The following is a 20410-nucleotide window of genomic DNA, read 5'->3' as shown; positions in this document are numbered from 1 at the left end:
TTAAAACGAACTTATGACTTAATTATTAAAACAAAGGCATCTAAAAGATGCCTTTAATATTTCTATACTTCTAATAACATCCTCATTGGATCTTCTAAAAGCTGTTTTACTCTTACTAAGAAACTCACTGAATCTTTACCATCTATGGTTCTGTGATCATAAGACAAGGCCAAATACATAATAGGTCTAATCTCAACCGAACCGTTAATAGCAACTGGTCTTTCTACGATATTGTGCATACCCAGAATAGCAGACTGAGGAGCATTGATAATAGGCGTTGATAACATTGAACCAAAAATACCACCATTGGTGATTGTAAATGTACCTCCTGTCATTTCTTCCAAGGTCAATTTATTTCCTCGTGCTTTTAAGGCTAATCTCACTACTTCTGCTTCTATTTCTGCAAAAGATAATTTCTCAGCACTTCTAATAACTGGCACTACCAAACCTTTTGGAGCAGAAACCGCAATTGCAATATCCGAGAAGTCATTATAGACAATTTCCTCACCATCAATAAATGAATTTACGACTGGAAACTCCTGTAAAGCAATAGCACACGCTTTGGTGAAGAATGACATAAAGCCTAAGCCTACACCGTGAATATCTTTGAACTTATCTTTGTATTGTTTACGCAAATCCATAATTGGCTTCATGTCTACCTCATTAAATGTGGTAAGCATTGCTGTTTCGTTTTTAACAGCCACCAATCTTTTGGCGATTGTCTTTCTAAGCGAAGACATTTTTTCTCTACGAGAGTTTCTCGCTCCAGTTGCTACACTTGGTGCGGCAGCCGCTACTGGTGCAGAAGCAGGTGCTGCTGGTGCAGCAGTTTTGTTTGCTGACATTGCATCTTCTTTGGTAATTCTACCGCCAACGCCAGTTCCAGAAACTGCATCAGGAGAAATTCCTTTTTCAGCTAAAACTTTTGCAGCAGCAGGAGAAGGATGACCTGATGCATAGTTTCCTGAAGCAGCTGGAGGTGCAGCATCCGCAGCAGGAGTAGCTGCCGGTGCAGCAGCAGCTGGAGCAGTACCACCTATGGTTAAACTCGCGATTTTGCCTCCAATAGCAACAGTGCTTCCTTCGGCTGCAATAATTTTCAAAATACCCGCCTTAGGCGAAGGAAGTTCGAAAGTAGCTTTATCAGACTCCAGTTCACAGATAATCTCATCCATGTTTACTTGGTCACCGTCTTTTTTTATCCAGCTAGAAATAGTCACTTCTGTAATAGACTCTCCTACTGTAGGAACTGTAACTTCTACAACTTCCACAGGAGTGCTTGCAGAAGCAGCTTCTTTTTTAGGCTCTTCTTGTTTTACTTCTGGGCTTTTTTCGGCACCGGCAGAAGGTTCTATTTTACATATTGGAGCACCAATAGCTAAGGTTTCTCCTTCTTTTCCAATGATTCTTAAGATACCATCCGCTTCAGCTGGAAGTTCAAATGTGGCTTTGTCAGACTCTAGTTCGCAAATAACCTCATCCATTTTTACAAAATCCCCGTCTTTTTTTACCCAAGCGGCTATTGTAACCTCTGTTACCGATTCACCCACTGAAGGTACTTTCATTTCAATTACCATGTTCTTTATTTTAGTTCATTTGGAATGCTTTCTCAATAATTTTATTCTGAATGGCATTATGGTTTTTAGTATAACCCGTAGCCGGCGATGCACTCACTTTTCTAGAAATGACATCGTCTATTCCAACAGGGAATTCTCTGATTATAAATGACCAATAACCCATATTTAGAGGCTCTTCTTGTACCCAAATCTTTTCAGCATCTGGGAATTTAGCTAGTTCAGCCTCTAGTTGATTTTTAGGGAAAGGATGAAGTTGCTCCACTCTAATGATAGCTACGTCTTCTCTATTCTCTTCTATTTTTTTCTTTTCTAAATCATAGTACACCTTTCCAGAGCAAAGTAATACCTTACGAACTTTCTTAGGATTCGCTTTTTCGTCGATAATTATTTCTCTAAATGATGTATTTTCACTAAATTCTTCGATATTAGAAATAGCCATTGGATGTCTGAGCATAGACTTTGGCGACATATGTACACATGGTTTTCTAAACGGAAGTGCAAGTTGTCTTCTTAACATATGGAAGAAGTTAGCTGGTGAAGTACAATTACAAACATACATGTTGTATTCACCGGCTAGCTGTAGAAATCTTTCTGGGCGAGCGTTTGAGTGCTCAGGACCTTGACCTTCATATCCATGAGGAAGCAACAATACTAAGCCGTTCATGGTGTTCCATTTTGATTCGGCAGCTACAATAAATTGGTCAATCATGATTTGAGCACCGTTGGCAAAATCACCGAACTGTGCTTCCCAAATAACCAATGCGTTAGGATTGGCCATGGCATAACCATACTCAAAGCCCATAACCGCATACTCGGACAAGAAACTGTTGTAAATCTCGAATTTGCCTTGGCTGCTCGAAATGTGCTGAAGGTTATTGTATTTTTGGTATGTATTGATATCGTGTAAAACGGCATGTCTGTGAGAGAATGTTCCTCGCTGCACATCTTGACCGGTCATACGAACACAAAGTCCTTCATTTAAAACAGAACCAAATGCTAATAACTCTGCAGCAGCCCAGTTAAATGGCTTTTCACCAGCAAAAATCGATTTTCTCTCTTCTAATACTTTCTCTATTTGCTTAATAGGTGTAAAACCAACAGGAATTGAAGATAATGCATTTCCAACTGCTTGTATAGCCTGAGCGGATAAGCCTGTTTTTGGCGAATGCTCAAAATCAGAAACCATAGATCGTCTCAACTTTGCCCAATCCCTCTCAAGTTTAGGAAGCTGATACGGCAGTTGATTTTGTTTCACCTTTGCTAGAATACCCTGAAGGTTATCATCAAAATCACTTTTGATTTGTTTTGCCAATTTTTCATCTATATCACCTCTTGATTTTAGTTTTTCGATATAAATCTCTCTAACCGAAGGGTGCTCATTTATGATTTTGTACATGGCTGGCTGTGTAAACCTAGGCTCATCTGCTTCGTTGTGCCCATGTTTTCTGTAGCAAATCATGTCTACAAATACGTCTCTGTTAAATTCTTGTCTGAATTCAATTGCAAGCTGCATCGCATAAACTACCGCTTCAGGATCATCGCCGTTCACGTGGAATATAGGCGTGTCTAAAATCTTCGCTACGTCTGAACAATATAAACTTGATCTAGAATCTTGATTGTCTGTAGTAAAACCTATCTGATTATTTATTATAAAGTGAATAGCTCCACCTACATAATAACCCGGCAGGTTTGACATTTGTGTTACTTCATATACAATTCCTTGGCCAGCCAATGAGGCATCGCCATGAATAATGATAGGAAGGATTTTGTCATAAATATCATCGAAATCATTTGGCTTAACACCTTCACTTTCGAAGTGAGCGTCAGCACGAGCTCTCGCATATCCTAAAACCACAGGGTCTACAGTTTCAAGATGCGAAGGATTGGCCATTAGTTTCATAGAAACTCTTTTGCCGTTAGGCGTTTCTATTTGACTAGAGTACCCCATGTGATATTTTACGTCACCATCGCTAAATTCAAGCGTAGGAACGTTTTCTTCAAACTCGTTAAATACCTGATCGTATGGTTTTTGAAGAATGTTTGTAAGCACGTTTAGTCTACCACGGTGTGCCATTCCAATTATTACCTCTTCTACTCCTAAGTCAGCCCCTCTAAGTATGGCCGCATCTAAACCCGGAATAGTTGATTCTCCTCCTTCAAGAGAGAATCTTTTCTTTCCCAAAAATTTGGTATGAAGGAAATTTTCGAAAGCTACTGCTTGATTTAATTTCTTTAAAATTCTCTTTTTAGAATCTAAAGAAGGTTTGAAGTTCAAATACTCAGTTTCAAGTTTTTTTCTAAACCAAGATTTTATTTTTCTATCTCTAATATATTGATATTCAAAACCAATTTTACCTCCGTATATAGTTCTTAAAGCAGAATCTATATCTCTAAGTTTTGCGGGTTTGCCAAAAACCTCAATACCTGCCTCGAAAACGGTATCTAAATCGCTGTCAGAAAGATTAAAATCTTTTAGTTCTAGATTTGGATTGTACTTTCTGATTGGGAAAAGCGGATCTATGGTAGAAATCATATGCCCACGAGCACGCATACCTCTAATGAAGTGCACCACCTCGATTTCTTTTAGTACATGATTTTTATCCACACCACCTGCATTTGAGGCACTTGGGGCTTCGTCAGAGTTCCAAACTTTTGAAAACTCAAAACCTTTAAAGAAATTTTGCCAACTAGCGTCTACCGAATCTGGATTTTGAAGATATTGAGAGTATAAAGACTCTATGGCTGCCACATCTGCATTGGCAATAAATGAAAACTGATCCATTGGTTGTATATATGATATCGCTTTGGATATATTGTTACAAATTGTTTTTCTTAACTACTTAAAATACCTAGGTAGCGGTATTTTGTTGCTAACTAAATAGATTTATTTTTAACTAGCAAAATTGTTGTGTTTTATTTATAAATAATGACCCTATTATTTCCATTTATTGAATATTTACAAGATTTTGAACCGAATTGCATCATAAAATTTACACAATTAATTAGACAGTTGTCTAAATATTTATATTCTCATTTTTTTAAAGAAAAATATAACTTATAATTTGTTAAAAAATCTACTGTCATTGTCCGAAGATGTACTTAGGTACCTAAAAGTCAATAGGAAAACACCATTAGTTTTAATTTCTGTCTGTGTAGGCACACTAGATTTAAGCGGATTATTATTATAACTTAAGCCAACTTGAAACCCTTCGGTAAACTTATATTCGATAGCAGGAATAACCCATTTACTCTTCTCAAAAGCATTGTAAATATTATGGTTTCTTAAAGCCGCACTTACGCCTAATCTTTTGTTTAACCATACTTTTAAATTAAGGTCGGTATTTTGTTTTTTAGAAACGGCATCGTAACTAAATAAGGTATTAATATTGAATGAAAACAGATTGTCGATATCGTGATAAAAACCTAAATTAAAATAAATAGGCTTAGCCTCTGTGATTCGCTTTGAGGAAACCAACATAGGCTTAGAAATACCCAAATAAACACCTTTGTAGTCTACTAAGCCTCCAAGACCAGCAAAAGGAGATAAACGCTGACTGCCTTGAATAGTGAGCAAGTTTGGCTGAACTGTTGTGCCTAAGTCAACACCATATTTTACCAAAACATCTCCAAGTTCCATTCCTTTGCTATAGCTAAAGCCAAAACCTGTAGATATTAAGTTTCCAAGGTTATTTCTAAATCCTTGAAATGCCAAACCGCTGTTGTTATAGAGTTGCCCATCGATAGCCGCCACTTGGGAAACTTGGTTAGGCACAAGCGTACCATTAAATTGATTCCCCAAGACTCCTTTTACAGAAAACAATCCGTTTTCACCTGCAAAAGCCGGATTAATGGAAAGGTAATTAAATTGATATTGACTAGTGAGTCCAAATTGAGCTTGAGCTTTATAAAAAACTAAAAGCAGCAATAGGGTATTTCTTAATTTTGACATAAAAAAAGACCGTTTAATTTCTTAAACGGCCAATTTAGGTTTTATATATTTTTATCAATCCATTTGAAGGATTTTTATTTCAGTTCTACGGTTTTGCTGATGCTCTTGCTCCGAACATTGCACGCCGTCGGCACATTTATTAACAAGCATTGTTTCGCCATATCCTTTGTAGGTAACGCGGGTGCGGCTTATGCCTCTTTTAAATAAATAGTCAGCCGATGCTTTTGCTCTACCTTCAGATATCTTCATATTAAATGCATCCGAACTTCTGCTATCGGTGTGAGCACCTAATTCAATTTTCATTTTAGGATACTCTCTCATAAGCTTAACCAATTTATCAAGTTCTAGTCTTGCATCAGAGCGAAGGTTACATTTTCCATAATCAAAATAGATGTTATCAACTTGAACGATATCGCCTGTAGAGAACATCAAAATATCAGAATCGATGCTTGAGGCGGTGTTACAATTAAGTTTCTTAACAGACTTTGCTTTAGAAGCCATGTTTTCTTTTTTGCCTTCTAAGCTATAGTCACAGCCTTCTACGGCAGTAAACTCAAAATTACCATTTGCATCAGAGTAGGTAGTAATCACACTTCCATCACAACTGTTTCTAAGTGAAACCAACACTCCTTTCACAGCAGCTTTATCAGATTGAGTTTTAACTTTACCTCTGATTACGCATGTTTTGCCTTTCAGCTTCGAGTCAGAATTTTGCCCGTCAGCATATCCATTTTTACCTGTAGCTTCAGAGTAGTTTGGATCATTAGGATCTAAAGAAGTTGAACTATCCGACCCATCCTTTCCTCCAATAGAAGTAACGGTTTCTTCTACCTTAGCTTCTTTTGGTCTTTCAAGTGGAATCTCTAGTCTAGACGGTTCGTTGTCGCATTCGTCTGTAGAAAAACTTACCGTGCTATTGCTATATCCTTCTCTAACAGTTTTAAAAACATATTCATGATCAATGGCGATGTTATCAATCAAAATATTTCCTTCGCCATCTGTGTTTAGTTCTATATTGTTTCCGTCTTCGTCTACATACGAAACTGGCGTATTATCAAGTGGCATTTTGGTTTCAGCATCGTAAACTGCCAAAAGCAATTCACAACCTTCTTTTATTTCGCACTCTCTATCAAATTTGTAGATATCGTCGTCATTTCCACCTCTTTTTCTGTTTGAACTGAAATACCCACTTTTACGTAAGCCATCTGTTACAATACCGAAATCGTCTTTGCTTGAGTTTAAAGGAGCACCAATGTTTATGATTCTTCCTTTTTGAGTAACTCCGTCAAGTTGAGTAAAGAAAATATCAAGTTCTCCTAGGCCTGGGTGACCGTCAGAAGAGAAATAAAGGTTTCCTTTGTCGTCTATATACGGGAACATTTCGTTTCCTTTTGTATTAATTTCTTTTCCTAAGTTGATAGGTGCTGACCATGCATTTCCGTCATAACGGGTTACATAAATATCAGTTCCGCCATAACCACCTGGCATGTCTGAAGCAAAATATAGCAAAGATTCATCAGGTGATAATGCAGGGTGACCAGTAGAGTATTCGTTTGAGTTAAACGGAAGTTCTACGATATTCCCCCAACTATCTTTTTTGGCTTCGCCGATATACATTTTAAGTTTAACTATACCGTCAGCACTTTTCTTAGCTACACCGCTGCTACTTATGTTATTTCTTGTGAAAATAACTTTAGAGCCATCTTTAAAAAATGCGGCTGGTCCTTCGTGATATTTAGAGTTTATTGACCCACCCATTCTATCACTTTCAGTCAATGGCTTGTCTGCGTATCCTAAACCCGAAGAAATGTTTTTTCCACCATAGCTTCCGATAGTTCTTGAGTCGTTGGCTGTAGGTGCTGTATACTCATCTGAACCTACTTCACCTCCACTTTTCTTCCTGTTTTTAGAACTTGAACCACCTCCACCAAGACCAGCTTCAGAAGAAGTCAAATATGCTAAGTCGTCTAAATGATATAAATCTAAAAACGGAGTGTTGTTCCAAGTAAATACTCTTCTTACTCCTGAGGTATTTCTTCTGTTAGAAACAAAAATTAACCCATTTTGATAATACGTTGGACTAAAATCAGCCGCTGTGGTATTTATCGAAAGGTAATCAACTTTATAACAAGCTGCATTTTTTGACAAAATAGAAACGTCATTATATAGCTTTGAGAACCCTTTAGCTCTTGGATCAGACTCTACTATAGACATGTATTTTTGATACTGCTCTTGCGACTCCTTATATTTTGCATTACTGGCTAAAGTTTGAGCATATTTCAATAAAACGCTTGCGTTTTCTCCTGTAAAATCGCTTGTATTAGAAACTAGCTCTCTGTAAATCCTTTCTGCATTTTGAGCATCTTTTATTTTCAGATAACTTTCAGCAAGATTTTTCCTGGCTGTAAATTGCTCAACATCCGAAAGTCCTTTTTTGCCTAAAGCCTGCTCGTAAGCATCGATAGCTTTAACAAAACTAAGATTTTCAAAATGATGCTCGGCAGTTTTTAGCAATGTGCTCTGTGCTGATGCCATAAAAGACAGCAGTAAAGCCAACGCCATAAACGAAATTTTTCTTTTTAACCTGACAATCATAATTGTAAATTTTTACTTTTTGTGGGGAAAAGGTAAATTAGAAGTATCTTGGCGTCAAGATCTTAGATTTACCGTATCCAAATTCATATCTCAATAACCATTCGTGTGTAGGAGTGCCAACTAACTTATTGTATATCTTCGAGTTTTCTGCTGAAGTATTTAATCGGTTGTTATTATAGTCATACGCATATCCAACTCTAATTTGAGGGGTTAACTGCAACTCAAACATACCTACCACGGCGTCTATATTGTCTCTTCCTGATAGTACAGTTTGAGATTTTCTTCCCGAAATACCAAAAGAGATTTTGTCTTTAAACCAGAAGTTGATGTTTCCATCTACACCTAAAGGCGAACCATTTGTGTATCTCAACATGGTAGAAGGCTTGATTTTAAAATTCCCTTTTCCAATCACAAAGCCCATCATAGCAAAATAGTGACGTTTGATAGTAGAAGAAACGCTATTTGGGTCAATTTTTTGCTCCAATAATTGAGGAACTGAGAATCCGAAATAACTTTTATCATTTGAAATAAACATACCCAGGCCGGCATTGAATAAGAATTTATTCTGATCTCCACCAATAAAAACTTGGTCGTTTAAATCAATAAGGTTCTTCACCTGAGAGAGAGCTAAACTTACGTTCGTAACTGTTGGTTGTAAACCTAGTGACATGGTAGTTTTGGCCCCAAGTTTAAACCTGTACGAATAAGCAAGATTTAGACCTGTATTGTTAGCCACACCGATGGCATCGTTATAAGCGATTAAGCCTAGTCCCATTTTTTCGTTTTTGATGGGCATATCCAAGGTAAATGAATATGTGGTGGGTGAGCCAGGAATATTTCTTTCAAGCCACTGATACCTACCTAAAGCTGTCAAACTTAATACATCGCGACTACCGGCATAAGCTGGGTTTATAGCTAAGGTATTAAACATGTATTGGGAATACATTACCTCTTGTTGTGCGAATAAAGTACCAATGTTTGAAAAACACAGACCTGCAATAAGCAAAGCCTTAACTTTGATTGAAATAAAGTTTTTCATCATTTTTTTATTTATAATTCAATTTTTCCTGAAACCTGACTTTAATAATTGCTACTACATATTACTGAATAACAACTATTTAACAAATGTAAAAATTTTTCTATATAATATTTAATCGGGGGTAAATAAATCTACCCCCAATCATTTTTTATCTCTGAACTGTTATATATCCTATTACTGGCTTACCTCCAAACAATCTAGTGTTTGTACTTGCAATCACATAATAGTAAGTACCATTCGATACATATTTATCTTTCTCAAGACGTACACCTAAGTTAGATGTAGCATCCCATCCTTTACCTGCTTCAAAGTCTTTCACGTAGTTTTCAGATTGATAAACCATATGTCCCCATCTGTTATAGATGTAAACCGTGATATTATCAGCTTCTGAGAATGAACCGTTTGCACCGTCCGTGTTATTTTTATCCTTAATGACTAACACATCATTGCTCGAGTTACCATCTGGCGAAATACCATTCGTAATTAACACTTCAAAGGCAGAGGTATCTTCTTTAGCAGGAGCTATAGTAATGTCTGTAGAAACATTGTCATTTCCTGGATTACCATCTACATTCTTATCCGGATTCATACCTTCTGTTGACTTGTCTGTAAACATTACAGTGTCAGCATAAGCAGTGGCCGTTATTATGTTTTTATACGTTTGAGCATCTAAATCGTTGTTCGCTACTTTCACTTTAAATACTAAGGTATCAGATTGCCCTGCCGCCAATGTACTTACTGAATCAATTAACATGTTCTTGTCAGTATCACCGTCAAAGTCTGGGTTAACTTTTAAAGTTGCTCCTGTGTTGACTGTTGGTGCAGTTATCAATGCAAATTGTGTTTTATTGCTAAATACATCTGCAAGATCTTCTACTAACTGAACTTTAGTTAACTCAGTTTGTCCAAAGTTTTTAACTATTACGGTGTATGTCACTAAGTAACTTCCATCTGCACTACTTACTGTATCTGTTATTGCTTTCGCAACACCGATAGGCGTATTTGGTGTGATGTCTAACAAACCAGTAAAGTCAATTACTGTAGGCTTCGAATCATTCGCTGGTGTACCGTCTTGATCTTCATCAGGATTTAAGCCTGAGTTAGAGGCATCGTCAACAGATGAAACTGTACCGTTTTCGATATGTCCAACCGCCATCGCGATGTTTTCGTAAACCAAAGTATCTGCTGAATTTAAATCTACTCGTGCTACTATACCAATACTTCTAGTGGTATTAACCGGTAGTGAACTCAAACTATCAACTAAGATATTAATCAAGTCACCTTTACCTGTATAGTTCGCATTTGCAACCAAACCGGCATCTGCACTCTTGATGTAAACCGAATCAATCATTACTTTATTTCCGAAGGTATGTGAAAGGTTATCTAACAACTCTACCTTAGGGAAAGGAACAATACCAAAGTTTTTGATTACAAATTTGAATTCTACATCAAACACCTTCGATTTATTAGGAACTGGTGTGATACCAACCAATTGCTTTGCAAGACCGATACTCTCATCTTTAATGTTGTCATTGAAGTTAAGAATAGTAGGTACACTTCCTTCAGCACTTGGGTTAATTCCGTCATTCGAAATATCCGTCACTATTTGACCACTTGGACTCTTAGAAGTCACAGTAACATTGTTTTTAAATGGTCCGTTATTGCTATTCGGCAATATATTCAACTGCCACCTTACTGTATCTACCTTATCAGAAGCAAGCTTACTAAGGGTAGAGTCAAGTAGACATGTATTGGTAACTCCGTCATAATTAGCCATTGGCACCAATGTACTTCCAACTCCTACGGTAGGTGCTCCTACTACTTTTACAGTAGTTGGGCTGTTGAAGGTATTTGATAAGGTATCGCAAAGTGACACGCTTGACAAGGCTAGATTACCACAGTTTTTCAAGATTGCCTGATAAGTTATGGTAAATGAACCGTCGTTTTCTTTTACTTTATTAGAAACACTTAATGCTACTCCTACACATGTATTGATAACAGAAGCCTCTCCGGTAGTTCCAAGGATCAGCTGCGTAGGGCTGCTTCCTGGTAAACTTGGGTTATAACCTGAATTTGAAATATCAGTTACAACTTCTGGGTCACCATTGGCAAGTGTACCTGTTGCTTTTACTATTGCTTGATTTTCAAACTGTGTAACTGTTTCTGGTACTAGATTGATAGTGAAGCAAATCGTGTCTTTCTTACCTACAGCTAGCGAACCTCCGATTAATGTCAAGTTAGGATCAGAAGAGCCATTAAAGGCTGGGTTCACAACCAATGCACTTCCTGTGTTTTTAGATGGAGACGTTTTCACTGTATATGAAGCTGGGCTTCTGAAGTACTTAGAAAGCGTATCGCTAATAACTACACCTGCAAGGTCTAATGAGCCGTTGTTTAAAACTGTCGCCTGGAACTTGATGTCATAGCTTCCGTTTGCAAGTTTCACTGTATCTTTCACTGCAAGAGACAATGCTATACTTGGAGATTTGTAAAGCTTAACCACCGTTGGATCTGCGTTGTCTTTTACTACTACGCTACCGTTGTTAGACACATCTGACACAGAAAGTGTTCTATCAAACTCAACTGAGTATCCAAGTCCTTTTGCAATTGCATTTGTAGAGAATGGACCTTCTTTTCCGTTAGGAATTAGATTTATCACATAAACTACAGTATCTGTTTTACCGTGTGCTAATACACTCGTTAATTTATTTAATATCGAAATATCAGAAGAACCGTTGTAGCTATCGTTTCCTACTAAACCACTAGTTGCGTTTGGAGTAGGTTTTTGAACCACAGTAAACGTAGATGGCGTAGGGAACATCGAAGCTAAATCATTTTCAAGTTCAACTCCTGTTAAGTCTATGTTTCCACAGTTCTTAATAAGTGCTGTAAACTTAATATTGAAACTTCCGTTTGCTTGTCTTAATGTATCTGCTTTTAGAGCAGTAGCTATACAAGATGCCTGACAAGTAGAACATTCTATTTCTACTTTTGACGTGTTGTTACTTGTAACAGGGTCGTTTTGATCAGCCGAAACTTTATCGATAACGTTAGCCACTAATCCGGCTTCAATCAACTTAGCCGTGTAAACATATGTTTTAGTAGCACCAATCGCTAAGCTAGGAATGATTGCTTCTAAGTTTCCATCTACAAGGTTAAGTCCTGGTGTGCTACCTACTATTTCTAAGCCACTTGGAAGTTTGTTGCTAATTTTAACATTTGTAGCAGTAGAAGGTCCATTGTTTTTCACAATGATGGTATACACCACGGTGTCACCTTTCACTACGCTGGTTTTGTTAGCAGTTATGCTTACTTGTATGTCTGCATCGCCTGTTTGAACATTACAATTATCAATTGTAACATTTATGGCTGCACTTGGGCTGTAACATCCTGTTATTGTTTTCTCAAATACATAGTATGTACCACCCGTTACGGCATTGGTAGTAGCAAGCATTGGCGATGTAATAGAATCCGATGTTCTGAATTCAAAGGCTCCACCTTGTGTACTTGGCGTGCTCGTAACTTTCGTATTTAGATCTACTGTAGTGGCCGGGCAAGTATTAGCTGCTGAAGCTATTACTGTAGGTGCTACTATAGAAGTGTTAGTATTTACCGTCATATCTTCTGATGGTAAAGAAGAACACCCGTTTGTATTTATAAACTTAACTGTATAGATACCTGGAGTTTTCACTACTATACTCTTCGTAGTTTTTCCATTGCTCCATAAGTATGTATATGCTCCTTCTGGACTAGCAGTTAAAGTAACTGAGTCTCCCAAACAAATGATTGGCGATTTAGAAGCAGTAACCACTGGTCTGGTTTTAACTCCATTTACGTTTACCACGATTTTTGAAGTTGCCGCAGTACAAGGGCCACCGTTATCAGGGTCATTTGTGGTAAGTGTAAGTGTTACTGTTCCACCAACTATATCCGATTGAGCAAAGTAATATTTAGTAATTGGACTAAGTGAGTTTTCAAAAGTACCAGCACCTGAAGTTGTCCATTTAGAACTTGTTGCCGATCCGCCTATATTTCCGTTTAGGGCAATGAAGTTTTGATTTAAACACAATGTTGTGTCTTTACCAGCATAAGCAGTAGCAGGTGATAAGCTACAGTCAACCGTTGGCTCACAACTTACAATTCCCACATTGATCTTAGTGCCTGGGCTAAAGCATCCAGTTCCTGCAGATTCAAATACATAGAATGTACCCGAAGTGGTAATATTTGTAGGCGTAGCTACTATTGGTGAAGTAGGCGAATTTCCAGTTCTGAAGACAAACGAACCACCTTGAGTAGGTTGACTAGTAACCGAAGTAGTTAAGTCAACACTTGTCAGTGGACAAACGTTGGTTAAGTCAGACACTTTTGGAGCAGTAATTCCATTTCCTGTAATTACGACAGAAACAGAATTTGAATTATCACTTTGACATCTACCAGCATCACATATAGCTGAATAGGTAGTTAAAACCGTTGGAGAAACTGTAATCACAGATCCTTCCATTCCATTTGACCACTTAACTGTACCCACGCAACCGGCTGCTTCAATTGTAGTAGAAGAACCTGAACAAATAGTAGGCTGGTTACAAGTTACTATTGGTGCTATTGGTTTTCCAACCGTAATAGTGGCAGCACCAGATGAAATACTTTCACAAGCTCCTACCTTACATGTTGCCGTGTAAACTGTAGTTACATTTGGCTTAATAATCAATGTATTTCCTGTAGCCGTAGTGTTGTCAAAATGCCAAACCACAGTACCAGCACATCCGATTCCTGTTAATGTCAATGAATCTCCTTGACAGATTCGACTCGCACTACATGTAATAGTTGGAGCATCTGGCAATCCTGATGTTTTAATATTTATAATATTTGAATTAGTGCTTTGGCAGTTCTCATCATTTGATCTACAAACCGCAGTGTAATCAGTAGCAACCACAGGTGACACATTAATCTGTGTTCCTGTCATTCCATTAGACCAAAGTACGTTTCCTGTAGCACAATTCGAAGCGGTTAGGGTAACATTTGACCCATTACAAACTGCTGTTCCGTTTGAAGTAATAGTTGGTGCTGGTATAGCTCCTACCGTAACATTAATGCTATTTGAGTTTGTACTCGTACATGTTCCATTGTCACAAGTAGCAGTAAACGTGGTGTTTTGAGCAACTGTAGCTGTCATTGAAGCTCCAGTTTTTCCGTTAGACCAGTTAACAGTTCCAGTACAACCTGTAGCTGTAAATATTACATCCCCAGCAGCACATAGTGAAGTCCTGTTGGCAGCAATAGTCGGACTCGCTAATGGACTAACAATTATGTTTACGCTATCTTTTCCTACACATGCTCCTGAACCACAACTTACTGAGAAGTATTTAGTAGCCGAAGGGCTTACCGTAATAGTAGCCGATGTAGCTCCATTGCTCCAAGTGATTCCACCTGAACAACCCGAAACTGTAAGATCAGTACTTTGACCTGCACAAATCGTGCTTTTTGAAGCTGCAACTATTGGTTTTTCTACCGCATTTACATTGATAGAAATACTACCATTAGCTTTACAAGAGCCATCTCCACAAGAGATAGAATATGCTGTAGTAGCTAAAGGCGAGACAGTTATGGTGTTAAGCGTAGAGCCTGTGCTCCATAATATTGCTCCTGTACAGTTTGTTACTGAAAGCGTTGTACTTTCTCCTGCACAAAGGTTATTTTTTGTAGCCGCAATTACCGGTGTTTGACCGTTACCTACACCAATGGCTTTAGATGCCTCACCCACACAACCAGAAGCTGTACAAGTTACCTTATATGTAGTAGGCTCATTGATAGTTTTGGTAATAGAAGAGGTAGTTTCTCCCGTGCTCCACAACAAAGTTCCTCCCGTACAAGCCGAAGCTGTTAAGGTTACAGAGCCACCTGCACAAACCTCGTTAGCAGAGGCCGTTATTATTGGCGTTTGCGTTGTCACTGTAATTGTAGTTGGAATTGAACCCGGACTAACACAACCATTTACAGTACAAGTAGCTGTATAGGTTGTAGTAGCTATAGGATATACGGTAATTGAAGAACCCGTAACACCATTTGACCAATTCACCACACCCTCACAGTTAAAGGCTGTTAATACAATTGTATCTTTTGCACAAATGCTTTGCTTATTACTAGTTACTACTGGAGCTATTGGTTGAGCTGCCACCGTAGCACTTATTGTAGCATATCCTTTACAACCGGTACCTGTAGCACATGTTGCGGTATACGAAGTAGTGGTAATAGGTTTTACTTTTAATGTATTTCCGGTTCCTAATACAGTTGTAGTATTTGAAGTTAATGACCATGTCAATGTACCTGAACAGCTAGTAGCGGTAAAGGTTACTGAGTCACCAACACATATTGATGTTTTAGAAGCAGTTAAGGTTGGGGTTTGACCTAAGCCTCCTACGTTAATTGCTTTAGATGCAGTACCAGCACAAGTTCCAGTTCCACATGTTACTGAATATGTAGTCGTAGCTGTTGGCGTAACTGTAATAGAAGCAGTAGTTTGATTGTTAGACCAAAGTATACCTGAAGTACAATTTCCTACCGTTAATGTTACTGGCTCTCCACCACATGTATTTTCGTTAGATGCTGTAATAGTTGGAGCTGAAAGTGAACCAACATTTACAGTTATCATATTAGATATTGGGCTCATACATGAACCTGTAGAACAAGTAGCTGTATAATTAGAAGTAGCTACTGGCGATACCGTGATACTAGCACCAGTTTGGCTATTTGACCAATTTACAGTTCCAGCACAACCATTTGCTGTTAATACAACTGATTCACCAGCACAAATTGATGTTTTGTTTGCTGTAATACTAGGAGCAGTTGGAGCACCTGTAGTAGTTACTGTTACAGTGTTAGAGTTTCCACTTGTACATGTCAACTGCTTACAAGTAGCTGTGTAGCTGCTTGAAGGCGATGCAGGAACCACTTCGATAGAAGCACCGATTACTGCATTTGACCAAGTTACTGTTCCTGTACAACCTGTAGCTGTAAGTGTTACAGATCCGCCCGCACAAACTGTTGGCGATGACGAAGCGATTGTAGGAGGAGCAATAGCGTTTATAACTATTTGAATGTTATTTGATATTGGGCTTTCACAAATACCAACTTTACATGTAGCATTATATAAGGTATTGGCAGTTGGGCTAACGGTAATCATGTTACCTGTCATCCCATTTGACCAAGAAATAGTTCCGTTACAACCTACAGCACTCAAAGTAGCACTTTCTCCGCTACATATAAATGGAGTGGCTGTGGCGATAATTGGAGTAGTAGGATTACAAGGTTCTATAATAGTTATAGTATTTGTAGCGTCATCATCTTCGTTAGAACCTGCATTTGGAGTTGAATCCGGATCTAATTGATCTGATTTCGTAATTTCTGCTCTGTTAGAAAGTGAACCTGTTCCGGTTACTTTGGCTGTGATTGTAAAATCAAGCTCAGAGTTCACAGGAATAGAGTTATAGATTGCAATTACAGTATCTCCTTTGGTTATGATTTGATCAGCACCAGAAGTTGAAACAAGGGTTAAACCTTCAGGTAATATATCTCTAACTTCTACATTTGTAGCGATGTTAGGTCCTGCATTTGATACACTGATGGTGTATACTATATTGTCGTTTCTGTTTGGCGTGCTATTACTTGCAAGTTTTTTAATGCTTAAGTCAGCAATTGGGTTTGGTGTAACCACATTTACTATTTCGTCATCGTCGTCATCTTCATTTGTTAATAAACCATTTCCTGGAGTAGAGTCTGAATCTTTTTGATCAGCGGCTATAATTTCAGCTACGTTTATAATTGTACCAGCCGAAATTGCTTTAGCCAAATATGTCAATGTAATGGTTTGACCAGCAGCTATAGTAGGAATAGTTTTGGTTAATACACTTGACAAGTGCGTCATGTCACTGCTTGACACAAACAATAAACCTGCAGGTAAAATATCTTTTATCTGAACATTTGTTGCCGCATCTGGTCCTGCATTGTTTATCAATAATGTATATGTAATTATATCATTGATATTAACTGTACGCTTGTTTGCAGTTTTCAACAAGGAAAGGTCAATTATTTTATCACAAGCTTTCTCTACTATTGTAGCAACAGTTGGATTACTGAAACAACCTGCACCTGATTTTTCAAATAAATAATATTTGCCAGCACCAACCGCCAAAGGATTAGAAACCAATGGTGAGCTTGGGTTTGCAGTAGTATGCCATTCGAAAGTACCACCTGGAGTGGTAATTCCATTTATAATATGATCATTTAAGTTTGCTTTTTCACCAATACATATTTCTATGACATTTCCACATGAAGGATTAAGTGGTCTTTGGTTTACCACAACTGCCAAAGGAGTTCTTGTAGTAGAACATCCGCTTGGTATCACGCTTAACTGAGCATAATAAACGGTAGTAGTAGTAGGATAAACCAAGAAGTTACTTCCACTGTTAGTGGTAGTAAGTGCTGTGCCGCCCGATGGTACTAAATACCATTTTATAGCAGCACCGTTTGAAGAAATTGCCGAAATATTTGTAGAGTCTCCCGAACAAATATCTCCTGAAGCAGCCAACACTGAACTAATATCAGCACAAGTCTGAATATAAAAACCAGCGTCGATGGTCATATTGTTTTGGCCAGAGGCTAAAGTAATTACTGGCGATTTTCCAGTAAGAACATCTGCGTCACTGTCTAAACTATCTAACCCTTGGTTAGCTATAGTAGCTGTATAACCTGCAGGCTTACCAAAACCAACCACGTAGTTTCCTGGAAGCAAACCAGTGAAAGTATACTTTCCGTTTGCATCTGTGTTGGTATATTTAAGTATCGTGCCGTCTGTTTTTTCTAAAGTAACCACTACTGCGTTTATTCCTAATTCAGTTGGGTCTTGAATTCCATTTTGATTTAAATCAGCAAACACAAAATTACCAATACTACCAAGTGGTGTAATGGTGATAGTAGAGAAGTCTGAATCATCTTCATCTCCGCCCGTTTTGCCATTTTGATTGATTACATCATTTATAGCAACACCATCGTTTAATGGGTTTGTATCAAAATATGAATCGATGTCTGTTACTGTTTCGCCAGATGGACCTTTTGCTGCACTTATCTCAGCTGAGTTAGTTATGGCAGTACCTTCAAAATTATCATTCACTTTAAAAGTGATAGTAAGCGGTATTGCGTTTCCTGCAAGAATGGTAAAGTTCGGATTATTAGTCTCAGCTCTATTTCCAACCATGGTCCAGTTAGCATCTGCAAGGGTAAGACCAGTCGGCACATAGTCCGAAATCTTAACGTTGGTAGCCATCATGGTACCTTGGTTAAATACATCTATTTTAAATGTAACCATCGAACCTGGATATAATGGGCCAGTTGTAGATGTTGTTTTTCTTAAAGCTAAGTCAAAAACAGGAGCTGCAGTCACAGTAACGGTAGCAAAATCGCTATCATCTTCATCACCTCCATTTTTACCGTTTTGAGTAATTTCATCGTCAATAGATACTCCGTCGTTTAGTGGATTACTATCTGGTGTTGAATCTTCATCTAATATATCTTCGCCATTCGGTCCTTTTGCCGAACTAATTTCTGCACCGTTAGTAATATTACCAGTTATAGAAGGTGAAACATTAAAAGTAATGGTAATAGTACTATCTTTTCCTGCCGCTAACGAATCAATTGGATTTACCAATGTGGCAATCCCAGAAGCCACTGTCCATTTTGGATCAGATAATGTTAAGCCCGTAGGAACGTAGTCTGCAACTTGAATACTTTTAGCAGTTTGATTTCCTTGGTTAAAAATTTCGATATTATATGTTACTTGACCACCCGCTACAACAACCGATGCAACTGATGATTTTCTTAAAGCCAAATCGAAGATAGGGCCTTGCTCTACCAATATAGCACAACAGCCCGTAGCCGGGCAAGTAGTTAGTGTAGTAGAAAATGTATAAGAACCAATTCCTTTAATTGATAATGAATAATCAGGATTGACCGTTGCCTCTTGAGTGGTTGGTGTAATCTCTACCCCGTCTCTATACCAAACGATTCCCGTACCTGTAGTAAACATACTTGGAATTTCTACCAAGTACTCATCTCCTACGTACCATAATAATGGAACCGTAAAACATGAAGTGGCAGCATCGTCTTCAGATAATGTATAATTTCCCGGAACAGAATCAATGTCTGTATCTGGGCTTGATTTAATTGTTGCAATATTAAAATAAACGCCTCTTTCAATAATATTTCCTGTAACAGTTAAAATAACTTCTTGACCGCCTGCTAGTGTTGGCACAGTCCAAGTTCCGATTCCAGAAACTGGATTCATTGTCCAAGATCCGGAAGCCGAAGTCCCTACTATTGAAGTCAAACCACCAATCGGAACAATATCCTCAACTACAATATTAGTGGCTGTGGTATTTCCTTGGTTAGTAAGTTTAACGGTATACGTTACAGGGTCACCTATTTTAAAGTTTCCTGAGCTAACTGTCTGACTTAGAGCTAGATCTACTTCAGCAGCACTTGCAAAAGATGAACTCAAAATAAACAAAAACAAAAGCAAGAAATTTGCTTTTTTGTTTTTTTGAATAAAAAAGTTGTTTACAGGAATAACTTCAAAGGAAAGTTTCTCCATCGTCATGCCTAAGCCTTTAATGAGCGTCGTAACGAAGCTTATTAAAATTGACAGAAAGGAAAGCATTTTCATACTAATTGTTTTTAATTTTAAAAGGAAATCAAGGTTCCGAACAGTAGGTAACATATTGAAATACAATACCTTAACCGAACGTTTGTTGTTTAAGTCAGTTGTGTTGTAATCATTTTTATTGGTGCTCTGATTTGGAAATAAATTCAAATTAGACTTCACCACCACCTTCAAAACAACCGCAATGGCCAATTTGAGTGAGTTAAAAATGCTACTGGATGTAAATATTTTATCCATATCGAATTATTATTAATTGAAATCTGAACTGGTTGTTTTTTTTTTGAAAAATTTCTTATAGCAGTTCAATCAATATATATTAATCCAAAACTATGCCAATGGTACTTTTAATGACTTAAAAATATTCATCGACACTAATTTCAATTTAACACTCTGATTATGAGCAACTAACAAAATTTTCTATCCGCACAATAAACTTTTGGCATTGATAACCCATGCATGAAAATCTATTATTAAAAGGTGCAATTAGTATTACACTAAAACTATGCCACGTTTTAGAGTGGGTCCCATAAACGAAAAAC

At 37.7% G+C, this 20410-nt stretch carries 6 protein-coding genes; all 6 read right to left on the bottom strand.

All coding sequences use genetic code 11. The annotated features are described in order from the left end of the window. Nucleotides 1-62: 62 nt before the first annotated feature. On the bottom strand, nucleotides 63-1577 hold the full coding sequence (odhB, locus tag ACFOOI_RS18660; protein WP_379839582.1) for a 2-oxoglutarate dehydrogenase complex dihydrolipoyllysine-residue succinyltransferase: 1515 nt from the start codon (nucleotides 1575-1577) through the stop codon (nucleotides 63-65). A 10-nt stretch (nucleotides 1578-1587) separates the two neighbouring features. Next, the gene (locus ACFOOI_RS18655) at nucleotides 1588-4359 is read right to left on the bottom strand and encodes a 2-oxoglutarate dehydrogenase E1 component (RefSeq protein ID WP_379839581.1); all 2772 of its coding nucleotides are present in this window, start codon (nucleotides 4357-4359) and stop codon (nucleotides 1588-1590) included. A gap of 273 nt (nucleotides 4360-4632) precedes the next feature. Beyond that, a complete protein-coding gene (locus ACFOOI_RS18650) occupies nucleotides 4633-5526 on the bottom strand; it encodes a type IX secretion system membrane protein PorP/SprF (protein ID WP_379839580.1) in 894 nt (297 codons plus the stop codon). Nucleotides 5527-5580: 54 nt separating this feature from the next. Then, on the bottom strand, nucleotides 5581-8121 hold the full coding sequence (locus ACFOOI_RS18645) for an OmpA family protein (RefSeq protein ID WP_379839579.1): 2541 nt from the start codon (nucleotides 8119-8121) through the stop codon (nucleotides 5581-5583). A 37-nt stretch (nucleotides 8122-8158) separates the two neighbouring features. Next, on the bottom strand, nucleotides 8159-9163 hold the full coding sequence (locus ACFOOI_RS18640; protein WP_379839578.1) for a PorP/SprF family type IX secretion system membrane protein: 1005 nt from the start codon (nucleotides 9161-9163) through the stop codon (nucleotides 8159-8161). A gap of 145 nt (nucleotides 9164-9308) precedes the next feature. Beyond that, complete coding sequence (locus ACFOOI_RS18635; protein WP_379839577.1) at nucleotides 9309-20108, bottom strand: SdrD B-like domain-containing protein; 10800 nt, start codon at nucleotides 20106-20108, stop codon at nucleotides 9309-9311. Nucleotides 20109-20410: the final 302 nt, after the last annotated feature.

The sequence above is a fragment of the Lacihabitans lacunae genome, from assembly GCF_042649125.1.
GTDB lineage: Bacteria > Bacteroidota > Bacteroidia > Cytophagales > Spirosomataceae > Leadbetterella > Leadbetterella lacunae.
Note: the sequence above shows the minus strand (reverse complement) of the source record. Positions and strands in the feature narration are given on the sequence as shown.

Coding starts and splice junctions, on each gene's coding strand:
- odhB (WP_379839582.1), bottom strand. CDS start 1,577: ATGGTAATTGAAATGAAAGTACCTTCAGTGGGTGAATCGGTAACAGAG.
- ACFOOI_RS18655 (WP_379839581.1), bottom strand. CDS start 4,359: ATGGATCAGTTTTCATTTATTGCCAATGCAGATGTGGCAGCCATAGAG.
- ACFOOI_RS18650 (WP_379839580.1), bottom strand. CDS start 5,526: ATGTCAAAATTAAGAAATACCCTATTGCTGCTTTTAGTTTTTTATAAA.
- ACFOOI_RS18645 (WP_379839579.1), bottom strand. CDS start 8,121: ATGATTGTCAGGTTAAAAAGAAAAATTTCGTTTATGGCGTTGGCTTTA.
- ACFOOI_RS18640 (WP_379839578.1), bottom strand. CDS start 9,163: ATGATGAAAAACTTTATTTCAATCAAAGTTAAGGCTTTGCTTATTGCA.
- ACFOOI_RS18635 (WP_379839577.1), bottom strand. CDS start 20,108: ATGGATAAAATATTTACATCCAGTAGCATTTTTAACTCACTCAAATTG.